The sequence below is a fragment of the Vibrio sp. Y51_MX_L26 genome (genome assembly GCF_024181935.1).
GTDB classification, from domain to species: Bacteria; Pseudomonadota; Gammaproteobacteria; order Enterobacterales; family Vibrionaceae; genus Vibrio; species Vibrio diabolicus.
This window is the reverse complement of sequence record NZ_JAMZAS010000006.1, coordinates 1-21,366: the sequence shown is the minus strand read 5'-3', so window position 1 is coordinate 21,366 and position 21,366 is coordinate 1. Positions and strand designations below refer to the sequence as shown.

Here is a 21,366-nt window from a genome sequence, read left to right as displayed (position 1 = left end):
GCAGCGTCATTTAGAGTTTTAGTTAATGTCACAAGTTCGCATCAAATTTATTGCTTCCGATATGGATGGCACTTTGCTTGACCAATATGGTCGTTTGGATCCAGAGTTTTTCGACCTGTTTTTGCAATTGGAAGAGCAAGGTATTTTGTTCTCCGCTGCGTCTGGTCGTCAGTATTACAGCCTGCGTGACACGTTCGCGCCAATCAAAGATCGAGTGTTGTATGTGGCCGAAAACGGCACCTTGGTGATGTACCAAGATAAAGAGCTCTACAGTTGCACCATGCCTAAAGCGGAAGTGGCGGAGATTGTGAAAGCGGCTCGTGAAATTGACGGAGCGAACATCGTATTGTGTGGCAAGCGCTCGGCGTACATCGAAACGCATGATCAGCAATCACTGGAAGAGTTTCAAAAGTACTACCACCGCTGTGAATATGTGCCGGATTTGCTTGAGGTCGAAGACGAGTTCATCAAGGTAGCAATTTGTCACTTTGACGGTTCGGAAGAGCTCCTGTTTCCGACCATGAACGCGAAGTTTGGCGCAACGCATAAAGTCGTAGTGAGCGCAAAAATTTGGCTGGATGTGATGAATGCCGAGGCCTCTAAAGGCGCGGCCATTCAGCATCTTCAAGAGTCGATGAATTTTACTCCGGCAGAAACCATGACGTTTGGTGATTACCTCAACGATCTTGAAATGCTGCAAGTCAGTGAGCATTCGTACGCGGTTGCCAACGCGCATGAAGAGATTAAGAAAATCGCTCGTTATTCTGCGCCAAGCAACCAAGAGGCAGGGGTACTAAAAGTAATTAAAGAAAAAGTGTTAGCGAAGTAACGTCCTCCTTTCGATGTTCTTTTCTTCTTAACGTAAAAAGCCCCGCAGTGTATGCGGGGCTTTGTTTTTTGGTAGTAATGTTCCCGTTTTTTAGCGCACGTACTTAGCGGTTGCGCTGACCAAAAAGTGCTGCAGCTTTCCGTCCGATTTTGGCACCCACAAGTCGTTGTGGTATTGGTAGATACGGCCATTGACAGTCACAGACAAGGTATTATCACCCGTTTGTTCCATGCGAATAAACTGATCCGAAGTGACCAAAAACGGCTCTTGTTCTTCAATGCTCTGGCCCGTTGCCAATACGAAGTAGCCGAATCGGTTGCCAGCATCCGGATCGGTTGAGTAGATTCGATGCCCAACGAGGCTGTAGTCGTCGTTGAGTGCCTGCTCAAGCGTTTTTTGCCCGATGGTTTCGTGTGATGGGATAAATACCCAAGCCAACACACCTACCGCAATGACTGCTAGTAGAAGCAGTACTTGCATGAACTTTCTCATCATAAATACCGTTTAACGTTGAAATTTCATTTTGTACATGCGCTTATCCGCTATGCTGATAAGAAAGTCAACATTGTTACTGTCTTTTGGGTATTGGGCTAAGCCCATGCTGGTTGATAGTGTTGCGACGTTGTCGGAGTTTAGTATTGGCGCATCAAATACCGCATTGATATGCTCACGAACGCCTTCTTCATCAACATGCTCCCCTTCGAGGATGACGGCGAACTCATCGCCTCCCATGCGATAGACGGTAAAATCATTCAACGCCATAGATTTAAGCCGTCTAGCAATTTCACGCAGTACGGTGTCTCCCACTTGATGACCGTGTGTATCGTTGACGCTTTTAAAACCATTTAAATCTAAAATCCACAGAGAAAAAGGCCTTTTCTCTTGAGTGAGCTCATTCAGGTTGATAAATAGTGCATTGCGATTTCCAAGATGAGTCAGTGGGTCGCTGAGCGCCAGTTTTCTATGGAAATGGGATTCACGATAAAAGAAATAAGTCAGAGACAGGATCGACAAAACGAATGTAGCAAACAGCATATACTGCGCTTGCATTAACCGTTGCGTTTCTCCTTTCTGTGCCTCATAGACTTTGCTGCTTAGGCGAAAGTTCTGATTAACGAAATCGACCAAGCTTAAGTACAGTGTTTGAGTGGATCGATAAAATTGAGCCGCAGCTTGGCTATCGCCAGTTCTTGCTTCAACTAATTGCGCTTCCAGACCCTGAAATTCCTCAAAAAGATCAATGAAATACTGATGCATATTATTTCGAGAGAAAAAAGTGTAGGCTTCATTACTACTAATTAATAAATCGAATCTACTCCAGGCCAATTCATATTGCAGCTCTGCACCTTCGATATTTAATACATTTTCATCGACTCGTCTCGCTTCTCCGACAAGTTCCGAAAGCTCTTTAGAGAGTTGGAATAAAAACCAGGTCGCTTGTTTTTGCTCATTATTAAAGTTTTGTGACAGTGCGCGTGTCTGCTGCAGAAGCAATACATTTGCGAGAAGCAAAGAAGTGGCAAACACCACAAGCAACATTTTACTGGTTGTAGAGTATTGTGGTGCTCTCTGCTTTTGATGGGTGGGTTCTGATAACTTCATTCTTATTATTTTGCTTTCATCTCATTTACTTGCCAGACCATTTGCGCGTGATATTTATTGTAGTTGAGCTCAGGATAGAGACTAAGAGAGTATATTACCCAAAATGGCCCCTTATTCCTGACTTTTATATAGTGTTGATCTTGTTGGTAAGCCAGTATTGGTTGGTATCTAAGAATGTCTTGTCGAGACAGTGTCGAGTGATAGTCATTCAAGCTACTGACATCAACTTGTTCTGGCACTTTGCCATAGACGTGGGTGAGGAGCGTGCTAAGTTTGACCCCAAGAAATTCAGAAGAAGCAGGGATCCAAGGCAGCGTGGTTGTGTAGCTGGTGGTTGGTAAAGATTGAATCTCTTCCAGTTTTAATGTGACACTAGGTTGTTGGCTACTGCTAAATACGATCGTACTTGCAGATAAGAATGGCGCAACAAAAAACAGACCTAGCGCGACTATCTTTTTCATCATATGCCCTTTGAGTTTTATTCTTTTTGCTGAGCTAGGACAAAGGTGCTAGCGGTACTTTATTTGTAATTGTAATAATAGAGCCAACCGGATGAGATTTTATAATATGTTATGTTTGAAAAGTAACTGTCGGTTTACTGTACGTCAAGGTTATTAAGTGACTTCTTAATTAAAAGGTCAGAAATATGCGTTATTATTTCGCTCTATAACGAATTCGTGTCAGTTCGCAGATTTTTAATGGAAATTAATCCTATTTTCAACCGATGAATTGTATTGTGAATGAGAATTAGAAGGGTTAATGATTGAGGTACAAGCAAATCCGATTTCATCCTTACATTGTTCTCTATCTTTATTCCAATGTTATTTAAGATTGGTATGTTAATGCGCACCAAAAATAAAGCCACCTAGGTAGGTGACTTTATTTTTTAATTCATCAAGTTACTTCTATGAATTAGGCAAACAAATACTTCGCATGGAAGTTGAGATGATCGTCAATAAAGCTTGAGATGAAATAATAGCTATGGTCATAACCAGATTGCATTCTTAAGTTCAGGTTTGAATCATGCACTTTTGCTGCAGCAACCAGCGCTTCTGGCCTAAGTTGCTCGTTGAGGAAGCCATCAGCATCACCTTGATCAACCATAATAGGAAGTGGTGATTGTTTTTGCTTGAGAAGCTCACTTGCATCGTATTGTTTCCAGCTCTCAATATCTTTGCCTAAGTAAGCAGTAAAGGCTTTTTGTCCCCAAGGGCATTGGACTGGGTTACAGATAGGGCTAAACGCCGATATTGAGCGATATTGTTCTGCGTTTTTCAGACCAATGGTTAATGCTCCGTGACCTCCCATGCTGTGCCCAGAAATGGATTTTACTTCTGAGACAGGGAAATTGCTTTCAATGATCTCTGGTAACTCTTTAGTCACGTAATCGTACATGAAGTAATGCAGTGACCAAGGTGCTTGAGTCGCATTAAGGTAAAAGCCAGCTCCTTTACCCAGGTCATAGTTTTCATCGTCAGCGATACCTTCGCCTCTTGGACTCGTGTCTGGTGCAATGATCGCAATGCCAAGCTCGGCCGCCATACGAAATGCGCCCGCTTTCTGCATAAAGTTTTCATCGGTGCAGGTTAAGCCCGACAACCAGTACAAAGCGGGTACGGGGTTCGATTTAGTGGCATTCGGTGGTAAGAAAATCGCAAAGCGCATCGTGCAGTTTAGGGCTTTGGATTCGTGTGTATATTGTTTGTGCCAACCGCCAAACACTTTGGCCTGGCTTACATTTTCAATGGTCATGAATAAACTCTCTAACAACAGAATGAATTCAGGCTCCCCAAAAGGAGAGCCTGAGGCAGCATTATTGATCCATATGAATAACAGTACGGATGCTCTTACCTTCGTGCATCAGATCAAACGCTTTGTTTACGTCAGCCAATCCCATTGTATGAGTAATGAACTCTTGCAAGCCAAACTCACCAGCCATGTAACGGTTTACGATTTCTGGAAGCTCAGAGCGGCCTTTAACACCACCGAAAGCCGAGCCACGCCATACACGACCAGTTACGAGCTGGAATGGACGAGTTGAGATCTCCTGACCTGCACCCGCAACACCGATGATCACCGACTCACCCCAACCTTTGTGACAACACTCAAGTGCCTGACGCATCACGTTTACGTTACCGATACATTCGAATGAGTAGTCAACACCACCGTCAGTCATTTCAACAATCACTTCTTGGATAGGCTTGTCGAATTTCTGTGGGTTAATCACATCGGTTGCGCCTAGCTGTTTTGCAAGATCGAATTTGCTTTCGTTGATATCGATACCGATGATGCGGCTTGCACCCACCATGCGTGCACCGATGATCGCTGAAAGACCGATGCCGCCCAGACCAAAGATCGCAACCGTGTCGCCTTTTTCAACTTTTGCCGTATTCATAACTGCGCCCATACCGGTTGTTACGCCACAACCTAACAGACACACTTCTTCAAGTGGTGCATCTTTCTTTACTTTCGCTAGCGAGATTTCAGGGAGTACCGTGTACTGAGAGAAAGTAGAACAACCCATGTAGTGGAAGATGGTTTCACCGTTGATAGAAAAACGGCTTGTACCATCGGGCATCAGACCTTTACCTTGTGTTTCACGCACGGCCTGACAAAGGTTGGTTTTGCCCGATTTACAGAACTTACACTCGCCACATTCTGCGGTGTAAAGAGGAATCACGTGGTCGCCAACCTCAACGCTGGTAACGCCTTCGCCCACCATTTCAACAATACCGCCACCTTCGTGACCAAGAATAGAAGGGAAGATGCCTTCTGGATCGTCGCCTGACAGAGTGAACGCATCAGTATGACAAACACCTGTTGCGACGATGCGCACTAGCACTTCACCCGCTTTAGGAAGCTGTACATCCACTTCTTCCATTTTCAGTGGTTCGCCAGCGGCCCATGCAACCATTGCCTTGGATTTGATGTGAGTTTGACCAGGTTTGATTTCAACAGTCATTGGATTTTCCTTTATATTCTCAGTATATGGAGTGACGTAATAAGCGTAGTTAAGGTTTGCTTACTGCGCTGCGTCGTTTTGCTGGTATCCATTCTAGGTGTTTCAATAAAAATGATAATCCGTCCATTTTGAAAATGATTTTTACATATACGTAATAATGTTAAGGTGAGTGGACAACAAGAGTGTGATGCCTCCTCAAAGCGGAAGGGAAAGCGGAAAAGGCAGTTGACCTGAAGTTAGGTAGAGGGGCTAGAGTAGAACGCAATCAACCCATCAGCGAAGTAAGAGTGATTATGAACAAGACGGATCTGAATGCCTATTTAACCAAGCTCGGTTTGCCAAGAGAGCTACCTGCCGATTTAGAAACATTACATAAAGTACACGTGGCACAGCACCGCAGCCTGCCGTTTGAGAACTTTGATATTGCGTTGCAGCGCGGCATCTCTGTTGAGATTGAAGACATCATTCAAAAAACGGTGTATCACTCTCGCGGTGGTTACTGTTTTGAATTGAATGGTTTAATGCTTGAGGTACTCAATACTCTCGGATTTGAAGCACGCAGTTTACTAGGGCGTGTGCATGTGTCGGGCACACCAACTGGCCGTAGTCATCAAATCACGTTGGTAACGCTGGATGAACAAGCATGGATTGTCGATGTGGGCTTTGGCTCCAATACGCCGCGCGCGCCATTGCCGTTTATCCTCAACCAAGTGATTCAAACGGATTTACAAACCTTCCGCTTTGTCGAAGATGCTCAGTTTGGTTACTTCCTTCAAGTGTTGTCAACGGACGGAACGGACACGTGGAACAACCTTTATAGCTTCGATTTAGAGTTTGTGTTTGCGGGTGATATCGCGTGTGGCAACTTTTTTACTTCCACTTCTCCTCACTCGCGTTTTACCAGCGCAAGAGTTGCGGCGAAAGCAACAGAAAGTGGGTTGGTGACATTGCTTAACTACACACTCAAATACACCAGCCAAGGTGAGCAGACAGAATTGGAGTTAGAGCCAGGCCAAGCCTATCTGGATGCATTGAAAGAATACTTCGGCATTGAACTTGATGCGCAGTACGGCGATCTTCGTCCGTTGCCTGATGCGTAAAATTCTCCCGTTTTCAAAGCGTAGCGCGACGAGAACATTTTCATCACTATTTGTCTAAAAGAGGTCGACAGGAATACAGCATGGCGAATTGGGAAGGGGTCAGCGAATTTGTTGCTGTGGCGGAAACCAACAGTTTTACCGGAGCAGCAGCTAAGCTGAAAACATCGGTGGCACAAATCAGTCGTCGGGTATCGGCACTTGAAGAACGACTTGCGGTGAAATTGCTGCATCGCACGACGCGAAAAGTCTCCCTGTCTGAAGCCGGACAACTCTATTACCAGCAGTGTAAACATTTGGTGGAAGGGTTAGAACTGGCCGAGCTTGCTGTAACGCAAATGCAGACCGAACCGCGCGGTTTGCTGCGCGTGACGGCTCCTGTGACGTATGGGGAAATGAACCTCGCGCCGCTTTTGCATCAGTTTTTGGAAAAGTACCCGCGTGTGGATCTTGATTTAGTGCTGACCAACCAAAAGCTGGATTTGATTGAGCAAGGTGTGGACGTAGCGATTCGTCTTGGCCGCTTGCAAGATTCCAGCATGATCGCCAAGCGTCTTTCCTCACGTCAAACCTACGTGTGTGCCAGTCCGATGTACTTGGAGCGTTTTGGTGAGCCACATACGTTGTCGGAATTGGGACGGCATCAGTGCTTGGTTGGCTCTGTCGACTATTGGCACTTTAAAGAAAATAAACGCGATAAGTCTTTGCGCGTGTCGGGAAGGATTAAATGCAACAGCGGTTTTGCTTTGGTGGACGCAGCGAAACGCGGTCTGGGTTTAGTGCAGCTGCCGGACTACTACGTGCAAGAGGCGTTAGACAGTGGTGAGTTGGTCGAGGTGCTGACCGATTACCGCGATGATCGCGAAGGCATTTGGGCGCTGTATCCGCAAAGTCGCAATTTGTCGCCAAAAGTGCGGTTATTGATCGACTTTTTGGCGCAAGAGCTTGTTGATTAGCGGTTTAAAGTGCCTCATTACAAGGTATGTTGCTAAAACGCCCGGTAATGCTGGGCGTTTTTATTAGGATGAGAGCTGGAATCGAAAAGACATGAACCACTATTGATTGGATTCCGCGTCTTCACGTTTAATCACTTTGTGCCCGTCTTCCGACACGCCTTGTTTCCAATAGCTGCTGATGTAGATATTTTCACGATCAACTTCTTTCTCGTTGCGGAAGTATTGGCGTAGCGCGCGCATTGAATCGAACTCACAGGCACACCATACTGCGGCGTCCCCATCTAGCCATTTTTGTTCGCGTACCGCTTCTGCTAGGGTTTGACCTTCTGTAAGCCAAATTAGCTCTATACCAGCTGGTGCGTGCAGAGGCTGGATGTCGGCCGCAGACACCACACTGATCACGGCGTAGCCTTTTGCCTCTTCTGGTAGCGTACGAATTTTCGCTGAAAGAGCAGGAAGTGCTGTCATATCGGCGGCCATAAAGAACCAGTCAGCCTCGGTATTCAAATTAGAGATACTGCCTGGACCTACGATATTAATCGTATCGCCTTTTTGTGCGGCCATCGCCCAACGCGCGGCAAAGCCACACTGTAAATCTTGTGTGGTGTGGCGGACAAAATCGACTTCGATGGTGTGTGTTTCCGGATGGAAACGACGAATAGTATAGGTTCGCATTAATGGTCGGTTATCGTCGCTTAGCGTGCTCAAATCGGTACCGCCCATCTCATTGAACAATAGCTTGATGTAGCTACCTTCGCAGTCGCGTGGAAACTGGCTTAGCGCTTCACCTTGCAAAGTAATACGCTGCATATTTGGGGTAATTGTCTCTGTATCTGTGACAACAATCGTTTTAGGTTGAGGCTTCTTCTTCATCTTTGACTCTACTCGATAATTATTCTCTTTCTCATTTAAGGTTATCAAGATCTCTCATAAGAGGGTAGTGTCTTTATATAAATTTACACTGTGAATTGAGCTGGATTATTGGAGTATTGCAGTAGTACTGGGGACTGGGTCGAGCAAAATACGTAGAAAAAATAAGAAAGGGCACGCTAACATGCCCTTTCGAACTTAACGATGTAAAGGCTTACTGAGTCTGCTCAAGTAAATGTGTTTTTAGGAATCTATCCATCGCTTGGTAACCATCAAGACGGTTCTCCAAAGAGCGGAATCCGTGCCCCTCATTTTCTTTCACGATGTATTCGACCTCGACGCCTCGTTCGCGCAGTGCATCAACGATTTGGTCTGACTCGCTCTTCACCACGCGTGGATTTTGTGCACCTTGTAGGACCAATAAAGGTGCCTTAATTTGGTCGACATGGAACACTGGTGAGTAGGCTTTCATCATTTTCGCGTCTTCAGGATCATTCGGATTGCCTACTTGCTCGTGTAACATTGCAAGGAATGGTGCCCAATAAGGTGGAATGGAGTCCATAAAGGTAAATAAGTTAGATACGCCAACGTAGTCGATTCCGCACTTATACAAATCAGGAGTGAATGTCACCCCCGCCAGAGTTGCGTAGCCGCCATAAGAGGCACCATAAATACATACGTTGCCATCTTGTGCGTAACCTTGTTCAGTAGCCCATTTGACACCGTCGGTAATGTCATCCTGCATGGATTGTCCCCATTGCTTAAACGACTTCTCCCAAAACTCGCGACCATAACCAGTTGATCCCCTGAAGTTCATTTGCAGAACCGCGATACCACGGTTAGCGAATAATTGTACCTCAGGCTGAAATCCCCAGTGATCACGAGCCCATGGACCGCCGTGCGGGAGCACAAGCAAAGGCAGATCTTTGGCCTCTTGACCCTTCGGCAGCGTTAGGTACCCATGAATGGTTTCTCCATCGCGAGCGGTGTATTGGATAGGCGTCATCTTCGCCATATGTTCTGGCTTATGCCATGGAGCGTTTTCTGCCAATTTCTCCAATTTGTCTGCTTTACGATCGTAGAAGTAGTAATTTGGTCGATCGACATCGCTGTATGTGACGACAATCATTTTACTTTCATCTCGCGTCGCACTAGTTACAGAAATTTCTACATTTGGCAGTTTCTCTGAGAGGCGTTCGAAGGTTTGTTGGTAGGAATCATCTAAGAAGTGATAGTGGTTTTTATCTGTCACGTAAGAGACTGAAACCAGCTTATTAAGCGCTTCAGAGTAATGAGCGCTATTCACGTCAACTTCCGGGTGAGAGAAGATTTCTCGTATTTCTTTATTGGCTTTTACATCGTATTCAACGATGGCTGATTTATCACGCGTAATTCGTGATGCCACATATAAGTTTTTGTTATCCGGCGTGAATGAAATGGGGCTAAAGCTCTCTTTGAAAGTGAGATTCTTTAGCGGCTTAAATTCATCTTCAACCGTATCGCGATATAAAACGGAGGTATTAACACCATCTGATGTGGTGATGACACGAATGTTGCCATCGTGATCGGTACCCCATGAGCGCACAGTGCCCGGGTTTTGCGCGACGAGAGTATTTTCGCCTGTTTTTAGATTATGTCGATAAACATCAAAGACTTGTGGGTTACGCTCGTTACTCGAAATCAAAATGTCATCGGGTTGATTGTCTAGTGTGTCGATGACGTATGCCACAACACCGGATGTCGGTGTGATGGTTTTCTCTTCGCCTGTTTTGACATTAACCGTCACGAGATAAAAGTTCTCATCTCCTCCCGTATCACGAGAGTAAATTACGGTGTCTTCGCCAACCCAGTAGTAGTATGCGATGTCACGCCCTGTTACGGATGTGACGCGTTTTATCTGATCGGGATTATCTGTGGGATAAACAAAGACGTTCTTACGGTCTTGCCATGGCTTCATCATTGAGATGTAGTCACCAGCAGGAGAGATTTGATAGCTAGAAACTTCGCTGTTTTTAAAGAAATAATCCACTGGATACTCGGGTGGAATGACTTCAGCATTGGTTGTGGTGGATGTTTGACTGCAACCCGCCAATAATAATCCAAAAGTGGCAGCAAGAATAAGCTTGCGAGTGTGCATTGTGTAACGCTCCTTGTGTAAAAGACCTTAAGCTCATGAGCTTTTGGCCAGGGTGATAGATTCATCGCAGTTACTGCGATCAAGCAACGAACATTAAAAATAGCTGTGGCTTATGATTAGTGTGCTTTTAATAAATAGCGCATTGCTTCGCTACTATGACCCTGGCATTGTCCAAAAGTGGCGTTAGATTGTGATTATTGATTCAGTATCTACCTGAACTTTGTATTAGATCACGGTTTTACGGCTATTTTGTCTTCTATATCATTGGGATAGTCGACAGCAGTAAAAGCGCTGCCATCCCATAGTTAAACCCTTTTACACGCCTAGATGTGGTCAACCAGCGTTGAAGTTGCATGCCTGCCGCGGTCCAAAATGTTACCGATGGCAAGTTAGCTAAACAGAAGATACCGGCGATAAAAGTCAGTTCAAGCCAAGAACCGCCACTGGTGTATACCGTAATGGCCGTCAACGCCATCGACCAACCTTTTGGGTTCACCCACTGGAATGCCACCGCCCCTAAAAAAGACATTGGGCGAAAATCGTGTTTTGCTTCGGTTTTGCCGCTCGTGGCGATTTTGTACGTCAAGTACAGCAAATAACTCAAGCTCAATACTTTCAAAATGGAGTGAGTAATCGGGTAAGCGTTGAAGAGGCTCATCAAGCCAATGCCCACCAAAATTAGCATGGCACCAAAACCGAAGGTAATGCCCAACATGTGTGGAATGGTGCGTTTAAAGCCAACATTTGCCCCTGAGGTCATCAACATAATGTTATTGGGACCCGGCGTAAAAGTGGAGACAAAAGCGAACAACGCCAAAGCGCCCAGTTGATGATATTCCATAGATTGTTCCTTGAATCAGTTCTCGATAAGTGAGAACAACTATAAGTAGAACTGAGGTCAATATTGTGCTTTTATTTGATGATTAGAAACTAAATAAGCAATGAAACATCATCATGGATAGATTTGACGAAAGAATATTGCAAGTGCTCAAACGAGACGGAAGAATCTCCAATGTGGAGCTGTCGGAACGCGTTGGTTTATCTCCGTCTGCAACCTTACGCCGAGTGCAAGATTTAGAGCGTAAAGGCGTGATCAAAGGCTACCGAGCGGTGCTGGATAATCAGCAACTTGGTGTGGGTTTTGTCGCTTACGTGTCTATTGGTTTGGCCTCGCACTCTAAGCAGGCGCAGTTGGGTTTCGAAGAGCATGTGCGTTTTGTAAACGAGGTGGTGGAATGTCACAACATCACTGGTGCGAACGAGTATTTGCTGCGTGTGGAAACGCAAGATCTCGCCGCTTATAAAGCGTTTCATGCTGATGTGTTGGGTGAGTGCGAACACGTCAAGTCGATCACAACCATGGTGGTGATGGACACACCAAAAGACGAGCGCTAGCCAAACGAGAGTGACAGTTTTTGTGGCACATGAATTTGAAGTGACTCGAAAGAGTCAGTCGAGTATGAGATAAGTACACAACAAATGCTGGAAAGCAGATGGCACTCTTACAATTTCCACCTTTATTCTCACCTTCGAAATAATCTCATCCTGCTAGTTTTGCTTAAACCGCTTGTGTTCATGAGCGGCGAGTCAGCAAATTTAAGGATGAACGATGAAATCACATGTAACACTTCCTCTTTTGAGCTTAAGCGCTGTTGCCGCATTGAGCTCATTTAACGTCAACGCCCACGGCTGGGTAGAATTTCCAAGTGCTCGTCAGAATACGTGTTATTTAGACGGTGGTTTTTGGACCAATGAGATCCCCAACCAAGCGTGTAAAGCGGCTTTTGAAGAATCTGGTGCTTACCCGTTTGTGCAACGCAGTGAAATTGCAGCAAACGTACCAAATTACCGAGATATGGAGCATGTTAAAGCCGTAGTCCGTGACGGCGAACTGTGTTCTGCCGGCGATGCCGCTAAGAAAGGTTTGAACATTCCTTCTCCAAACTGGCAGCGCACCAATGTTACGCCAGATGCAAATAACCAGATTGAATTGGTGTTTTACGGCAAGGCGCCGCACAACCCATCATACTGGGAATTCTATCTCACCAAGCAGACCTATGATGATTCAAAACCGCTTACTTGGAGTGATTTAGAGCTGATCGACACCGCAGGTGATGTGTATGTTGATGCGGAAAAACGCTACCGTATTCAAGTCACTTTCCCTGCCGATCGCTCCGGCGATGCGGTGCTTTATACTCGTTGGCAGCGCATTGATGTCGCTGGTGAAGGTTTCTACAACTGTAGTGACATTACGTTAAACGGAACAGGTACGACGCCGCCGACTGACCCCGTTGATCCAACCGAACCGGGCAACAATCTGACATCTCTGGGCTACTTTGTTCAGCAAGGTTTTGGACCAGTAGAAGCGGGTGACACCATCCGTTTCCGTACGTTTAATGCGACAGGCAATGAAATTGTTGATATTTCACTGCCAATCAGCGCAAACAATACGACGACTTGGGCGGCAGAAATTGCGGATCAATTTAACGCGCAGCAAACGGGCGATTGGTATGTGGGCATTTGGCATCAAGAGATGAACCACTACATGTTCGATAGTAAGAACGTGAATGCGAACCAAGTATTAGCGCCAAGTGCAGACTTCAGTTATGCGTTGTCACTGATCAAAGCGGATGTACCTCCACCAGTTGAGCCAACCAACTTGTGGGACAAGACGGCCGTTTACAACCAAGGTGATGTGGTGACGCACAACGGCAAAGAATGGACCGCTCAGTGGTGGACGTCTGGTGAGGAACCAGGCACAACGGGTCAATGGGGTGTATGGCGTTAAGCCATTTATTCGGGCCCTGATCAATAAAACCCTTCTCATGTGAGAAGGGTTTGTTTTTTCAGTCTAAAACGACCACTTTGGCGGAGTGGTTGTCTTGAAAATCAGAGCACATATAGTTATTCGCTTGCTCTCCACTCGATCCAGTTGAGCATCGCGTAGTCTGCCAGTTTGAGCATCGGAATGTCTTCGTGTGTATCACCGTAGGCATAAATAGACTCAAACTCGTCGAGCGAAAACGCCGCCTTAACGCGCGAGACTTTTCTTTCTAAACTGCAATCACCTTGCTGGTAAAAGCCACTCAGTTTTGGCTGTTCTGAGATCAGTTCACTGCACAGCAAGCGGTAACCGTTCGCTTCACACCAAGGCTTGAGATACGCATTGAGTGATGCCGACACCACCACAATGGTATCGCCTCTGTGTTGATGCCACGCCAACCTTTCCATCGCTTCTGGCCGTAAGTACAGCCGGATCACTTCATGGGCAAACTGAGCGCCAATCGCTTCAATTTGCTGCTTTTCTTTCCCTGAAAATGCAATAAAACTGCTGAGCGGACGCATAAGACGAGCGGGTAACACTCCGAGTTTGTACAGCGCATAAAATGGCATGATAGCGACCTTTCCTACTCGTTTGCGCAGGCCATAAGCAGAATAGTGGAGGAAAAGGCTAAACATATCCTCTCGGGTAATGGTGCCATCAAAATCAAACAGTGCCAGTGACGGCTTGGTAGTATCGAGCAAATTCAGCGCCTATTTTTCGATTTAAGATCGTTTTGTGTTTATTGATAAAACACTGCCAACCAAATGGTTTCTTGCGTTGGGTCTGTCCAGCTCACTTTGTGTTTGGTATGAGCTGGAATCGTAACGTGATCGCCTGCCTCAAGTCGTTTCACTACACCTGATTCAAAAGTCAGCTCTCCAGCTCCTTTAAGAACCAATACCCATTCATGTTCTTCTTGATCGTACCAGCCACTTTTGGGCGAGGTTTGCCCTGTTGAGACAATGCGTTCTATACGCAGGTTTTTGTGGGTCAGCAGGTCTTCGAACACTTCCTCGTCGAGGTTATTCGGTAAGTCTTTAAACAGGTTCATGGCCTTTCCTTAGATAATGATCAGTCCAAAAGGCGCAAGCAATTGCTCTTGTTGCCAATCACAAATTTTAACACCAAACAGAGAAACGCGGCGAACATCCAGCCCGTCTAGTTCGACATGAGTCAGATCACACAGCTCAACGTTAAAGGTTCCCCATTGTTCTGGCGAGAATTCGCAGCGAGATAAATCCGAGCCTTTGAGAGTTGCCCCTGCGAGGTTCGCACCGTTCCAACGGTTTTCAAAGAGGTCACATTTTTCTAGTAACACTCGCTCGAAGTTACAGTAGGTGAGGTTGCAGCCAGTAATAAAAGCAGAACAGAAAAACATGGTGTTACTGACGCGATTGGCAAAGTTCGCACCTTGAAAGTTTGCCCCTTTGAGATCGCACTTACGCAGCTCCAAGCCCATACAATTTGCGCCGTTAAACAGGCTCATCGCCAACATACAGTTCGTAAAGCTGGCATCTTTTAAGTTCGCGAAGCGAAAACTACACCCTTCTAGCGCTTTGGATTCGATAAAGCGACAGTCGATGAACTTAGCATCGCGCAGATCGGCATGGTCGAAACTGCACATATAAAAGTGGCAGTTTTTAAAGGTGGCATTCTGAAAATCGTGGTGAGAAAAGTTTTCTCGTTCAAAAATGAGATCGGTTTTTAACATATCTTCTCCTTAGCTGCGAGCAGACTAGCACTCCAAGTGACTGATTTTCCAGAAAAATAACTTCTTGTATTTCAGTGCTTTACAAACCCCTCAAATCGCAATTTTAAGGGGTCAAACGAGCGTTTTAAGTGGGTTGTTTTTTGAAAATAGAAGACGTAGAGGAAGAAAAAAGTTTTTGCTGGCTACGAGCCCTAGCGAGAGGATTCGTATTTTTGAGTAGGCATGGCTTCTCACACGCACAGTTTGCATTACAGAATTGTATCCGATTTGCATAATTTGTTGATCAGTATGGCGTTTCTCTATACAAAAAACCTATATTTTTCACAAATTGATTTCCATCAAAATAGTAGGGTTTCTATGTGCTAGATTGCGCGCAGCTCAAAAAAATATAGATGCCCGTGTGCTTCAAGGCGCTGAGTTTACTTGAAATCTAAGGCCAGTCAGCAGGCACACCTTTGGGTACGACATAACGAAGCCCTATAAAAGGAAATAAAAAATGAAAAAAACAATCTGCAGTCTAGCAGTGGTTGCTGCACTCGTGTCACCAAGTGTTTTCGCTCATAAACAAGGTGACTTCGTTCTTCGTGTTGGTGCGGCGTCTGTCGTTCCAAATGACAGCAGCGATAAGATTCTTGGTTCTCAAGAAGAATTGAAAGTGGATTCAAATACGCAACTTGGTTTGACGTTTGGCTACATGTTCACAGATAACATCAGCCTAGAGCTTCTAGCAGCAACACCATTCAGCCACGATATCTCAACAGATTTGTTAGGTCTTGGTGATATCGCGGACACCAAACACCTTCCACCAACGCTTATGGTTCAGTACTACTTTGGCGAGCCACAAAGTAAGTTCCGTCCATATGTTGGTGCAGGTCTCAACTACACCATGTTCTTTGATGAGGGGTTCAATAGCACGGGTAAAGGCGCTGGTCTTTCAGATCTTAAGTTGGATGACTCATTCGGTCTAGCAGCGAATATTGGTGTGGATTACATGATCAACGATCAATGGTTCCTCAACGCTGCTGCGTGGTACGCAAACATTGAAACAGAAGCAACTTACAAAGCAGGTGGAGCGAAGCAAAAAACCGACGTCAAAATTAACCCTTGGGTATTTATGATCAGCGGCGGTTACAAGTTCTAAGAAAAACCAGTAGTTACACGCACATTACTATTATTGGCATGACTTTGGGGGCGGTTACGGGGACTGCCCCTCTTTTTTATCCTCGTTTTGATTGCACATCATTTACTCCACTTAGCAACATGCAAAATTGGATCTTTACCTTGCAGATCATTTTATTGTCGGAAGATCGAAAAGTCCTACACTGATCACATAATTGAACAAGTGGACAATATAAATGAGCGGCGACATCGCGAAGCATTCTTCCTCCAGATCTAAGCTGGTAAAAACTCTTTTCTTTACTCTCTGTGTTATCGCATTTGGTGCGATGTATTGGTCTTGGCAGTATTCAGACAGTCATCCAAGCACGGAAGATGCCTACGTTAGGGCAAAAATTTTGTCGGTAGCGCCTCAAGTAAAAGGCCAAGTGGTTTCTGTAGATGTCAAAGACTTCCAATCTGTTAACAAAGGTGACCTACTGCTGAAGATAGATTCACGCCCATATCTGTTGGCAGTGAAGCAAGCAAAAGCGGCATACCAATTGGCGGTCCAGCAACATGACGTTGCCGATAAGCAGGTAACTGAAGCCGTTGCGGGCTTAGATGCGGCGCGCTCTAACCTGACAGAAGCGCAAGTGGAGTACAAACGTACAGACTCACTGGTGAAACGCAAACTGGCGTCGGACCAAGATTTAGATACGGCGAAAAACAAACTTGCTAATGCCCAAGCGAGCCTAGAGCAAGCGCGCGCGACGGTAGAAAAAGCCATTGCGAACCGTGGTGAAGAAGGCGCAGAGGCTGCGGTTGTTCAACAAGCGGCAGCACAGTTAGCGCAAGCGGAGCTGAACTTGAGTTACACCGACATTACGTCACCAGTGGATGGCATTGCTGGTGAGATCAATACGCACGTAGGCTCGGTCGTTAGCGTGGGTCAAACGCTGTTCCCTGTGATTTTAAAAGACAGCTATTGGGTACGCGCGAACTTTAAAGAAACCGATCTTACTCATATTAAAGCTGGCATGCATGCGGATGTGGTGATTGATATGTACCCAGACGTGGTGTGGAAAGCAACGGTAGAACAGCTGTCGCCTGCGAGTGGTACATCGTTCTCCTTGATGCCACCAGAAAACGCAACGGGTAACTGGGTCAAAATCAAACAGCGTTTCCCTGTACGTTTGGCATTAGAAGTACCAGCCGATGCGCCGCAACTTCGCGTGGGTGCGAGCTCAGAAGTCACCATTGATTTGCAAAGTAGCATGCAATGAGCCATCAAATTACGGCAGACAAACGGGGTATTGCCACCGTCGCCGTGATGCTTTCTGCCATCATGGTGTTAATCGATATGACCGTTGCGAACGTGTCGCTATCGCACATGATGGGCGCGTTGGGCGCAACAGCAGACCAAATTACTTGGGTGCTGACGGGTTACAGCATGGCGGAAGCGATCTTCATTCCGATGACCAGTTTCTGGGTGTCTCGCTTTGGTGAACGCAAAGTCATGCTGGTTGCCGTGATCGGTTTTGTGATTGCCAGTGCGCTTTGTGGGCAAGCACAGTCTCTTGAAGAGATGGTGCTATTTCGCATTATCCAAGGCGCTTTCGGCGCGTCGGTGATTCCATTGGCGCAGTCGACGTTAGTGCAGATTTATCCGTACGAGCAAAAAGGCAAAGCGATGGCGATTTTCTCCATCGGCATTTTGCTTGGTCCTATTTTGGGCCCAGTCGTGGGTGGCGTGATCACCGACAACATCAATTGGCGCTGGATTTTTTACATCAACTTGCCATTCGGTTTGATCTGTACCTCTTTGATTTATCGCTATATCCACATCGACAACAAATCCAAACCTAACTTTGACTGGTGGATCATCGGTTACATGGCGTTAGGTGTGGGCGCGTTGCAGTTTGTGTTGGATAAAGGGAACGAAGAAGACTGGCTCAACTCACGCATGATTCAGACGGCGATATTGCTCGCGGTCATGGGATTGGTTATGTGGATCCATCGCAGTTGGAAAACCAAAAGCCCAATAGCGCCATTATGGCTGCTTAAAGACCGAAATCTTATGGTCTCGTCGCTGATGATTGCTGTGGTGTCGATGGCGATGTTTGGTCTGACGACTCAACAACCGATGTTGTTGGAAAGCTTGCTGAATTATCCGGTCTCAACCACTGGCTTGTTAATGGCACCGCGTGGATTGGCGTCAGCGGCGATGTTGATTTTGGTGATTAAACTCAATCCGCAATTCGATCCCAGAATCAAAATAGTCTTTGGCTTGAGCTGCATCGGGATTGGTAGTTATTTGATGACGCAATACTCACTGCAGATCGATACATTTTGGATTGTGATGCCGAGTATGATTCAGGGCATGGGGCTTGGTTTAACCTTCTCGACGCTGTCCACCTTGGCGTATTTAACGATTCCGAAAGAGCAATCTGTCGCGGCGGCGAGCATTTACAATCTGTTCCGTACCATTGGTAGTTCGTTTGGTATTTCTATCGCCACCACGTTCCAATATCGAGATAGTCAGCAGCAATGGCATGCGCTGGGAGAGGGTATTAATCCTTATAACCCCAACTTGCATGACTGGGCGGCCAATCAGGGGCTTTCCATTACTGACCCGGTTGCGTTAGACCAATACCAACAGATGTTGCAGCAGCAATCGCAAATGGTCGCGTTTGTGCACACCTTCCAGCTTGTGGGAGTGATGTTCGTGATCATGATGCCGATGCTAGTTTTCATCCGGTCGCGTGAATAACAACAAGTTCAGGTGAACCGTGTAAGAGAACGCCTCTCAAGTTGTGTCAGCTTGAGAGGCGTTTTTTATTGGACGGCGTCAGTGAAAGAAGAACGTTTACTCAAACGTCACTTCGTCAAAATGCGGATTGGCTTTGAGCGCGCGCATTGCGACTAATTGTTCAGTCGGGAAAGCGGTGTGCTCACCATCCATATCTAAAAACAAGCACTCTTGTCGCTGCATGTCGTAGCCTGTGTCGAACGCGTTGCCCTGATGAGTTTCACCATTTTTTAGTGTGATCTCGATAGGGAGCTTAAACATACAGGCGATTTCAATAAAATCGTATTGGCTGCAAGTCACCATAGTTTTCTCCTTTCAAACCGACGCAGTATTCAGAAGGTTTGAGAACCGTATCCTTAAATAGAAGACGTTTGATTGAAACTGAATCTTCATCTTACACCTCATTTTGGTCACGAAATAGACATACACGCACGTTTTAATAAACCTACTGTTGAGCGTTCGCAAGCGAGACAAAACTACGATATGTCTGAGACGATACTTAAGCGCACATACCTAACGAGTGAACAAAAGACACAAAAGCCAAGTTCACTGATTCCGCCTCAAACCTACCATGCGCAGTTGGCGCACCGTGTTCACCACTCGCCTCAATTTGAAAACGGCCGCGTTAAAAACGAGATGCCAAATGTGCCTAGTCCGCAATCATTCTGGCAGGTGTGTTGGAGTTATCTTGGTGGTAGAACGCCGTTGAGTCCTAACGAACATCTGCCACATTCCCCAATTCAACCCACGCAGTTTGCGCAGCGAAGTGAATCGATGCGCCTTACTTGGCTGGGCCATTCCACTATACTGGTGGAGGTCGATGGCATTCGAATTCTGACCGATCCGGTATTTGATTACGCTTCTCCGTTCATCGCAAAAGCGTGGTTTGAACGCAATATTCCCAATACCCATGCCAGAGATCGTTTGCCGATTCCTGAAATCATCGTGATTTCTCACGATCACTACGACCATTTAGAAGCATCGACCATACGTTTCTACGCCGATAAACCCGTGACGTTTTATGTGCCCCTAGGGGTTGGCAAGCATCTGATAAAGTGGGGAGTTTGCGCAGACAACATCGTGGAATTCGATTGGTGGGATAGCGTGCACTATGCTGGAATCGAACTGATTTGTACGCCCGCTAACCATAATTCCGGTCGTACTTATTTCGATAAAAACTCGACCTTGTGGGCTTCTTGGGTCATCAAAGGAAAAGAAGAGACGCTCTATTTTAGTGGCGATTCAGCTTACGATTCGCACTTTTCCGAGATCGCACTGCGATATGGACCAATCGACATTGCTTGTTTGGAAGTGGCTGCCGATGTGAAAGGCCAAGGTTATCCGGTCGAAAACTGGGGGCACATGCAGGCTCATCATACCGTGCAAGCGTTTCACGATTTAAATGCGAAACAACTGTTGCCAGTACATTGGGCTACATACGAGCTATTTACTCACCGCTGGGACGAACCGATTTTAGATTTGCTTGCCCATTGTCAAAAAGAACATATAACGCTGCTGACGCCAATGCCGGGGGAGAGTTTTTACGTTCATCAAGAACATATAAATAAACAATGGTGGCGAGAAAAAGAAATATGTGAGCCAGCTAGAATTTTGACTTAATAATATGATCTTAATTCAATAATTATTTTGGAAATTAACCTTGTTATTTTCAGAATATAACAAGGATTTTACTGGTCATTGAAATTAAAAATTTCTATAGATTCACTTTCCAATTGTGATCTCACGCTTTTATAAATCGATTGGTGTCATTTTTTGATACTTTTCATCTGAAAATTTGCGCTCTTATCAGAAAAGTTTTAGTAAAAATCTTTGCCATCTTAATTTTACTCTTCAAAACAATTATACTGACTATTATCTTGATAAGCCCATAGAGCAATGGCTATAACTTGTTCTGGATGGGTAAAATGTATCCAGTTAAAGAAAAGTAAAAAATCTAATGGATAAGACATGTTTTACGCCAACAAGATAGAATATTGAGACCAAAATCACAAGAGTAGGACTCTCTTGAATTTATCATCATGGATGCTGAATAAATAAAATACAGGCATTGTTCGATGAATAATTCTGCAACGTATTTACTTGCTGCTTTACGAGAAAAAATAAAAGAAAAAGGCATTGGATATTCCGAGCTTTCTATTGGACTTGGAATCCCGCTTTCTACCATAAAAAGGCAGCTTCACAATACGTCTCTTGGTTTAGATAAAATCTTGTTGTACGCCACGCACCTTGATACGGATTTGGTTGAGTTATCCATGCGAGGTAAGCAGCTGCAGCAAGAGAGTGAACAGTTTATCACCGACACCAACAGTGAGATTTTCCATCAATATCCCCCGATTTCAGATAATAAGTGCGACATTCATGGAAAGGTGTAGAAGAGGAAGCCAACTGCTGAAAGTGGTACGCTCTTCTCGCCAAAGAAACAAGCAGTACTACCATGAATTATCAGCAGT

At 45.5% G+C, this 21,366-nt stretch carries 21 protein-coding genes and 1 pseudogene; 10 read left to right on the top strand and 12 right to left on the bottom strand.

Features of this window, described 5'->3' with window-relative positions; all coding sequences use genetic code 11:
* Positions 1 to 25: 25 nt before the first annotated feature.
* Positions 26 to 829: an HAD family hydrolase gene (locus tag NL645_RS14225; protein WP_104972165.1), complete on the top strand. Its 804-nt coding sequence runs from the start codon at positions 26 to 28 to the stop codon at positions 827 to 829.
* Between the two features lie 90 nt (positions 830 to 919).
* Here NL645_RS14225 and NL645_RS14220 read toward each other — a convergent pair whose 3' ends face one another.
* The 5 genes from NL645_RS14220 to NL645_RS14200 all read right to left on the bottom strand — a co-directional run bounded on the left by NL645_RS14220 (position 920) and on the right by NL645_RS14200 (position 5,393).
* Complete coding sequence (locus NL645_RS14220) at positions 920 to 1,324, bottom strand: hypothetical protein (protein ID WP_253651882.1); 405 nt, start codon at positions 1,322 to 1,324, stop codon at positions 920 to 922.
* A gap of 9 nt (positions 1,325 to 1,333) precedes the next feature.
* On the bottom strand, positions 1,334 to 2,431 hold the full coding sequence (locus NL645_RS14215; protein ID WP_109169350.1) for a GGDEF domain-containing protein: 1,098 nt from the start codon (positions 2,429 to 2,431) through the stop codon (positions 1,334 to 1,336).
* 5 nt (positions 2,432 to 2,436) lie between these two features.
* Positions 2,437 to 2,892 (bottom strand): hypothetical protein, encoded by a 456-nt coding sequence (locus tag NL645_RS14210; protein ID WP_005391987.1) that lies wholly within the window; start codon positions 2,890 to 2,892, stop codon positions 2,437 to 2,439.
* A gap of 451 nt (positions 2,893 to 3,343) precedes the next feature.
* Positions 3,344 to 4,183, bottom strand: a complete 840-nt coding sequence (gene fghA, locus NL645_RS14205; protein ID WP_253651881.1) for an S-formylglutathione hydrolase — start codon at positions 4,181 to 4,183, stop codon at positions 3,344 to 3,346.
* A gap of 61 nt (positions 4,184 to 4,244) precedes the next feature.
* Complete coding sequence (locus tag NL645_RS14200) at positions 4,245 to 5,393, bottom strand: S-(hydroxymethyl)glutathione dehydrogenase/class III alcohol dehydrogenase (protein WP_253651880.1); 1,149 nt, start codon at positions 5,391 to 5,393, stop codon at positions 4,245 to 4,247.
* A 293-nt stretch (positions 5,394 to 5,686) separates the two neighbouring features.
* On the opposite strand from NL645_RS14200, the gene NL645_RS14195 reads away from it, so the two are divergent.
* Together NL645_RS14195 and NL645_RS14190 are read left to right on the top strand one after the other, a co-directional pair.
* Entirely contained in the window at positions 5,687 to 6,493 is an 807-nt protein-coding gene (locus NL645_RS14195; RefSeq protein WP_046875599.1) for an arylamine N-acetyltransferase, read from the top strand.
* 80 nt (positions 6,494 to 6,573) lie between these two features.
* Entirely contained in the window at positions 6,574 to 7,446 is an 873-nt protein-coding gene (locus NL645_RS14190; RefSeq protein ID WP_020841645.1) for a LysR family transcriptional regulator, read from the top strand.
* A 99-nt stretch (positions 7,447 to 7,545) separates the two neighbouring features.
* Here the strand turns inward: NL645_RS14190 and NL645_RS14185 are convergent, their stop codons facing one another.
* From NL645_RS14185 to NL645_RS14175, 3 genes are all read right to left on the bottom strand, one after another.
* Positions 7,546 to 8,319: a siderophore-interacting protein gene (locus tag NL645_RS14185; RefSeq protein WP_161445360.1), complete on the bottom strand. Its 774-nt coding sequence runs from the start codon at positions 8,317 to 8,319 to the stop codon at positions 7,546 to 7,548.
* Positions 8,320 to 8,530: 211 nt separating this feature from the next.
* Positions 8,531 to 10,453: a S9 family peptidase gene (locus NL645_RS14180; RefSeq protein ID WP_253651879.1), complete on the bottom strand. Its 1,923-nt coding sequence runs from the start codon at positions 10,451 to 10,453 to the stop codon at positions 8,531 to 8,533.
* 256 nt (positions 10,454 to 10,709) lie between these two features.
* Complete coding sequence (locus NL645_RS14175; protein WP_006740964.1) at positions 10,710 to 11,294, bottom strand: LysE family translocator; 585 nt, start codon at positions 11,292 to 11,294, stop codon at positions 10,710 to 10,712.
* A 113-nt stretch (positions 11,295 to 11,407) separates the two neighbouring features.
* Between NL645_RS14175 and NL645_RS14170 the strand changes: the two genes are divergently transcribed.
* Complete coding sequence (locus tag NL645_RS14170) at positions 11,408 to 11,848, top strand: Lrp/AsnC family transcriptional regulator (protein WP_005482841.1); 441 nt, start codon at positions 11,408 to 11,410, stop codon at positions 11,846 to 11,848.
* 214 nt (positions 11,849 to 12,062) lie between these two features.
* On the top strand, positions 12,063 to 13,241 hold the full coding sequence (locus NL645_RS14165; RefSeq protein ID WP_253651878.1) for a lytic polysaccharide monooxygenase: 1,179 nt from the start codon (positions 12,063 to 12,065) through the stop codon (positions 13,239 to 13,241).
* Between the two features lie 116 nt (positions 13,242 to 13,357).
* Here the strand turns inward: NL645_RS14165 and NL645_RS14160 are convergent, their stop codons facing one another.
* The 3 genes from NL645_RS14160 to NL645_RS14150 are packed head-to-tail and all read right to left on the bottom strand — an operon-like array spanning position 13,358 to position 14,988.
* Positions 13,358 to 13,978 (bottom strand): HAD-IB family hydrolase, encoded by a 621-nt coding sequence (locus NL645_RS14160; protein WP_253651877.1) that lies wholly within the window; start codon positions 13,976 to 13,978, stop codon positions 13,358 to 13,360.
* A gap of 38 nt (positions 13,979 to 14,016) precedes the next feature.
* Complete coding sequence (locus tag NL645_RS14155; RefSeq protein WP_085344444.1) at positions 14,017 to 14,328, bottom strand: cupin domain-containing protein; 312 nt, start codon at positions 14,326 to 14,328, stop codon at positions 14,017 to 14,019.
* Positions 14,329 to 14,337: 9 nt separating this feature from the next.
* The gene (locus tag NL645_RS14150) at positions 14,338 to 14,988 is read right to left on the bottom strand and encodes a Qnr family pentapeptide repeat protein (protein ID WP_237311513.1); all 651 of its coding nucleotides are present in this window, start codon (positions 14,986 to 14,988) and stop codon (positions 14,338 to 14,340) included.
* Between the two features lie 496 nt (positions 14,989 to 15,484).
* Between NL645_RS14150 and ompW the strand changes: the two genes are divergently transcribed.
* The 3 genes from ompW (at position 15,485) to NL645_RS14135 (ending at position 18,856) form a co-directional block, all read left to right on the top strand.
* Positions 15,485 to 16,129, top strand: coding sequence for an outer membrane protein OmpW (gene ompW / locus NL645_RS14145; RefSeq protein WP_005391962.1), 645 nt, complete (start codon positions 15,485 to 15,487; stop codon positions 16,127 to 16,129).
* A 214-nt stretch (positions 16,130 to 16,343) separates the two neighbouring features.
* Entirely contained in the window at positions 16,344 to 17,369 is a 1,026-nt protein-coding gene (locus NL645_RS14140; protein WP_253651876.1) for an HlyD family secretion protein, read from the top strand.
* Complete coding sequence (locus tag NL645_RS14135; RefSeq protein WP_100088171.1) at positions 17,366 to 18,856, top strand: MDR family MFS transporter; 1,491 nt, start codon at positions 17,366 to 17,368, stop codon at positions 18,854 to 18,856. Before NL645_RS14140 ends, NL645_RS14135 begins: the two co-directional genes overlap by 4 nt.
* 96 nt (positions 18,857 to 18,952) lie before the next feature.
* Here NL645_RS14135 and NL645_RS14130 read toward each other — a convergent pair whose 3' ends face one another.
* On the bottom strand, positions 18,953 to 19,198 hold the full coding sequence (locus NL645_RS14130; RefSeq protein WP_005460845.1) for a Rho-binding antiterminator: 246 nt from the start codon (positions 19,196 to 19,198) through the stop codon (positions 18,953 to 18,955).
* A gap of 180 nt (positions 19,199 to 19,378) precedes the next feature.
* On the opposite strand from NL645_RS14130, the gene NL645_RS14125 reads away from it, so the two are divergent.
* Positions 19,379 to 20,515, top strand: a complete 1,137-nt coding sequence (locus tag NL645_RS14125; RefSeq protein ID WP_253651960.1) for an MBL fold metallo-hydrolase — start codon at positions 19,379 to 19,381, stop codon at positions 20,513 to 20,515.
* A gap of 455 nt (positions 20,516 to 20,970) precedes the next feature.
* A pseudogene (locus NL645_RS14120) lies at positions 20,971 to 21,246 on the top strand (transcriptional regulator); the annotation flags it as partial.
* Positions 21,247 to 21,366 lie beyond the last annotated feature (120 nt).

Bases quoted from the DNA above. Each gene is read 5' to 3' on its own strand.
- NL645_RS14195 (WP_046875599.1), top strand. From the start codon at position 5,687: ATGAACAAGACGGATCTGAATGCCTATTTAACCAAGCTCGGTTTGCCA.
- NL645_RS14225 (WP_104972165.1), top strand. From the start codon at position 26: ATGTCACAAGTTCGCATCAAATTTATTGCTTCCGATATGGATGGCACT.
- NL645_RS14125 (WP_253651960.1), top strand. From the start codon at position 19,379: ATGTCTGAGACGATACTTAAGCGCACATACCTAACGAGTGAACAAAAG.
- NL645_RS14165 (WP_253651878.1), top strand. From the start codon at position 12,063: ATGAAATCACATGTAACACTTCCTCTTTTGAGCTTAAGCGCTGTTGCC.
- NL645_RS14180 (WP_253651879.1), bottom strand. From the start codon at position 10,453: ATGCACACTCGCAAGCTTATTCTTGCTGCCACTTTTGGATTATTATTG.
- NL645_RS14170 (WP_005482841.1), top strand. From the start codon at position 11,408: ATGGATAGATTTGACGAAAGAATATTGCAAGTGCTCAAACGAGACGGA.
- NL645_RS14155 (WP_085344444.1), bottom strand. From the start codon at position 14,328: ATGAACCTGTTTAAAGACTTACCGAATAACCTCGACGAGGAAGTGTTC.
- ompW (WP_005391962.1), top strand. From the start codon at position 15,485: ATGAAAAAAACAATCTGCAGTCTAGCAGTGGTTGCTGCACTCGTGTCA.
- NL645_RS14150 (WP_237311513.1), bottom strand. From the start codon at position 14,988: ATGTTAAAAACCGATCTCATTTTTGAACGAGAAAACTTTTCTCACCAC.
- NL645_RS14175 (WP_006740964.1), bottom strand. From the start codon at position 11,294: ATGGAATATCATCAACTGGGCGCTTTGGCGTTGTTCGCTTTTGTCTCC.
- NL645_RS14210 (WP_005391987.1), bottom strand. From the start codon at position 2,892: ATGAAAAAGATAGTCGCGCTAGGTCTGTTTTTTGTTGCGCCATTCTTA.
- NL645_RS14135 (WP_100088171.1), top strand. From the start codon at position 17,366: ATGAGCCATCAAATTACGGCAGACAAACGGGGTATTGCCACCGTCGCC.
- NL645_RS14185 (WP_161445360.1), bottom strand. From the start codon at position 8,319: ATGAAGAAGAAGCCTCAACCTAAAACGATTGTTGTCACAGATACAGAG.
- NL645_RS14190 (WP_020841645.1), top strand. From the start codon at position 6,574: ATGGCGAATTGGGAAGGGGTCAGCGAATTTGTTGCTGTGGCGGAAACC.
- NL645_RS14140 (WP_253651876.1), top strand. From the start codon at position 16,344: ATGAGCGGCGACATCGCGAAGCATTCTTCCTCCAGATCTAAGCTGGTA.
- NL645_RS14215 (WP_109169350.1), bottom strand. From the start codon at position 2,431: ATGAAGTTATCAGAACCCACCCATCAAAAGCAGAGAGCACCACAATAC.
- fghA (WP_253651881.1), bottom strand. From the start codon at position 4,183: ATGACCATTGAAAATGTAAGCCAGGCCAAAGTGTTTGGCGGTTGGCAC.
- NL645_RS14130 (WP_005460845.1), bottom strand. From the start codon at position 19,198: ATGGTGACTTGCAGCCAATACGATTTTATTGAAATCGCCTGTATGTTT.
- NL645_RS14200 (WP_253651880.1), bottom strand. From the start codon at position 5,393: ATGACTGTTGAAATCAAACCTGGTCAAACTCACATCAAATCCAAGGCA.
- NL645_RS14220 (WP_253651882.1), bottom strand. From the start codon at position 1,324: ATGATGAGAAAGTTCATGCAAGTACTGCTTCTACTAGCAGTCATTGCG.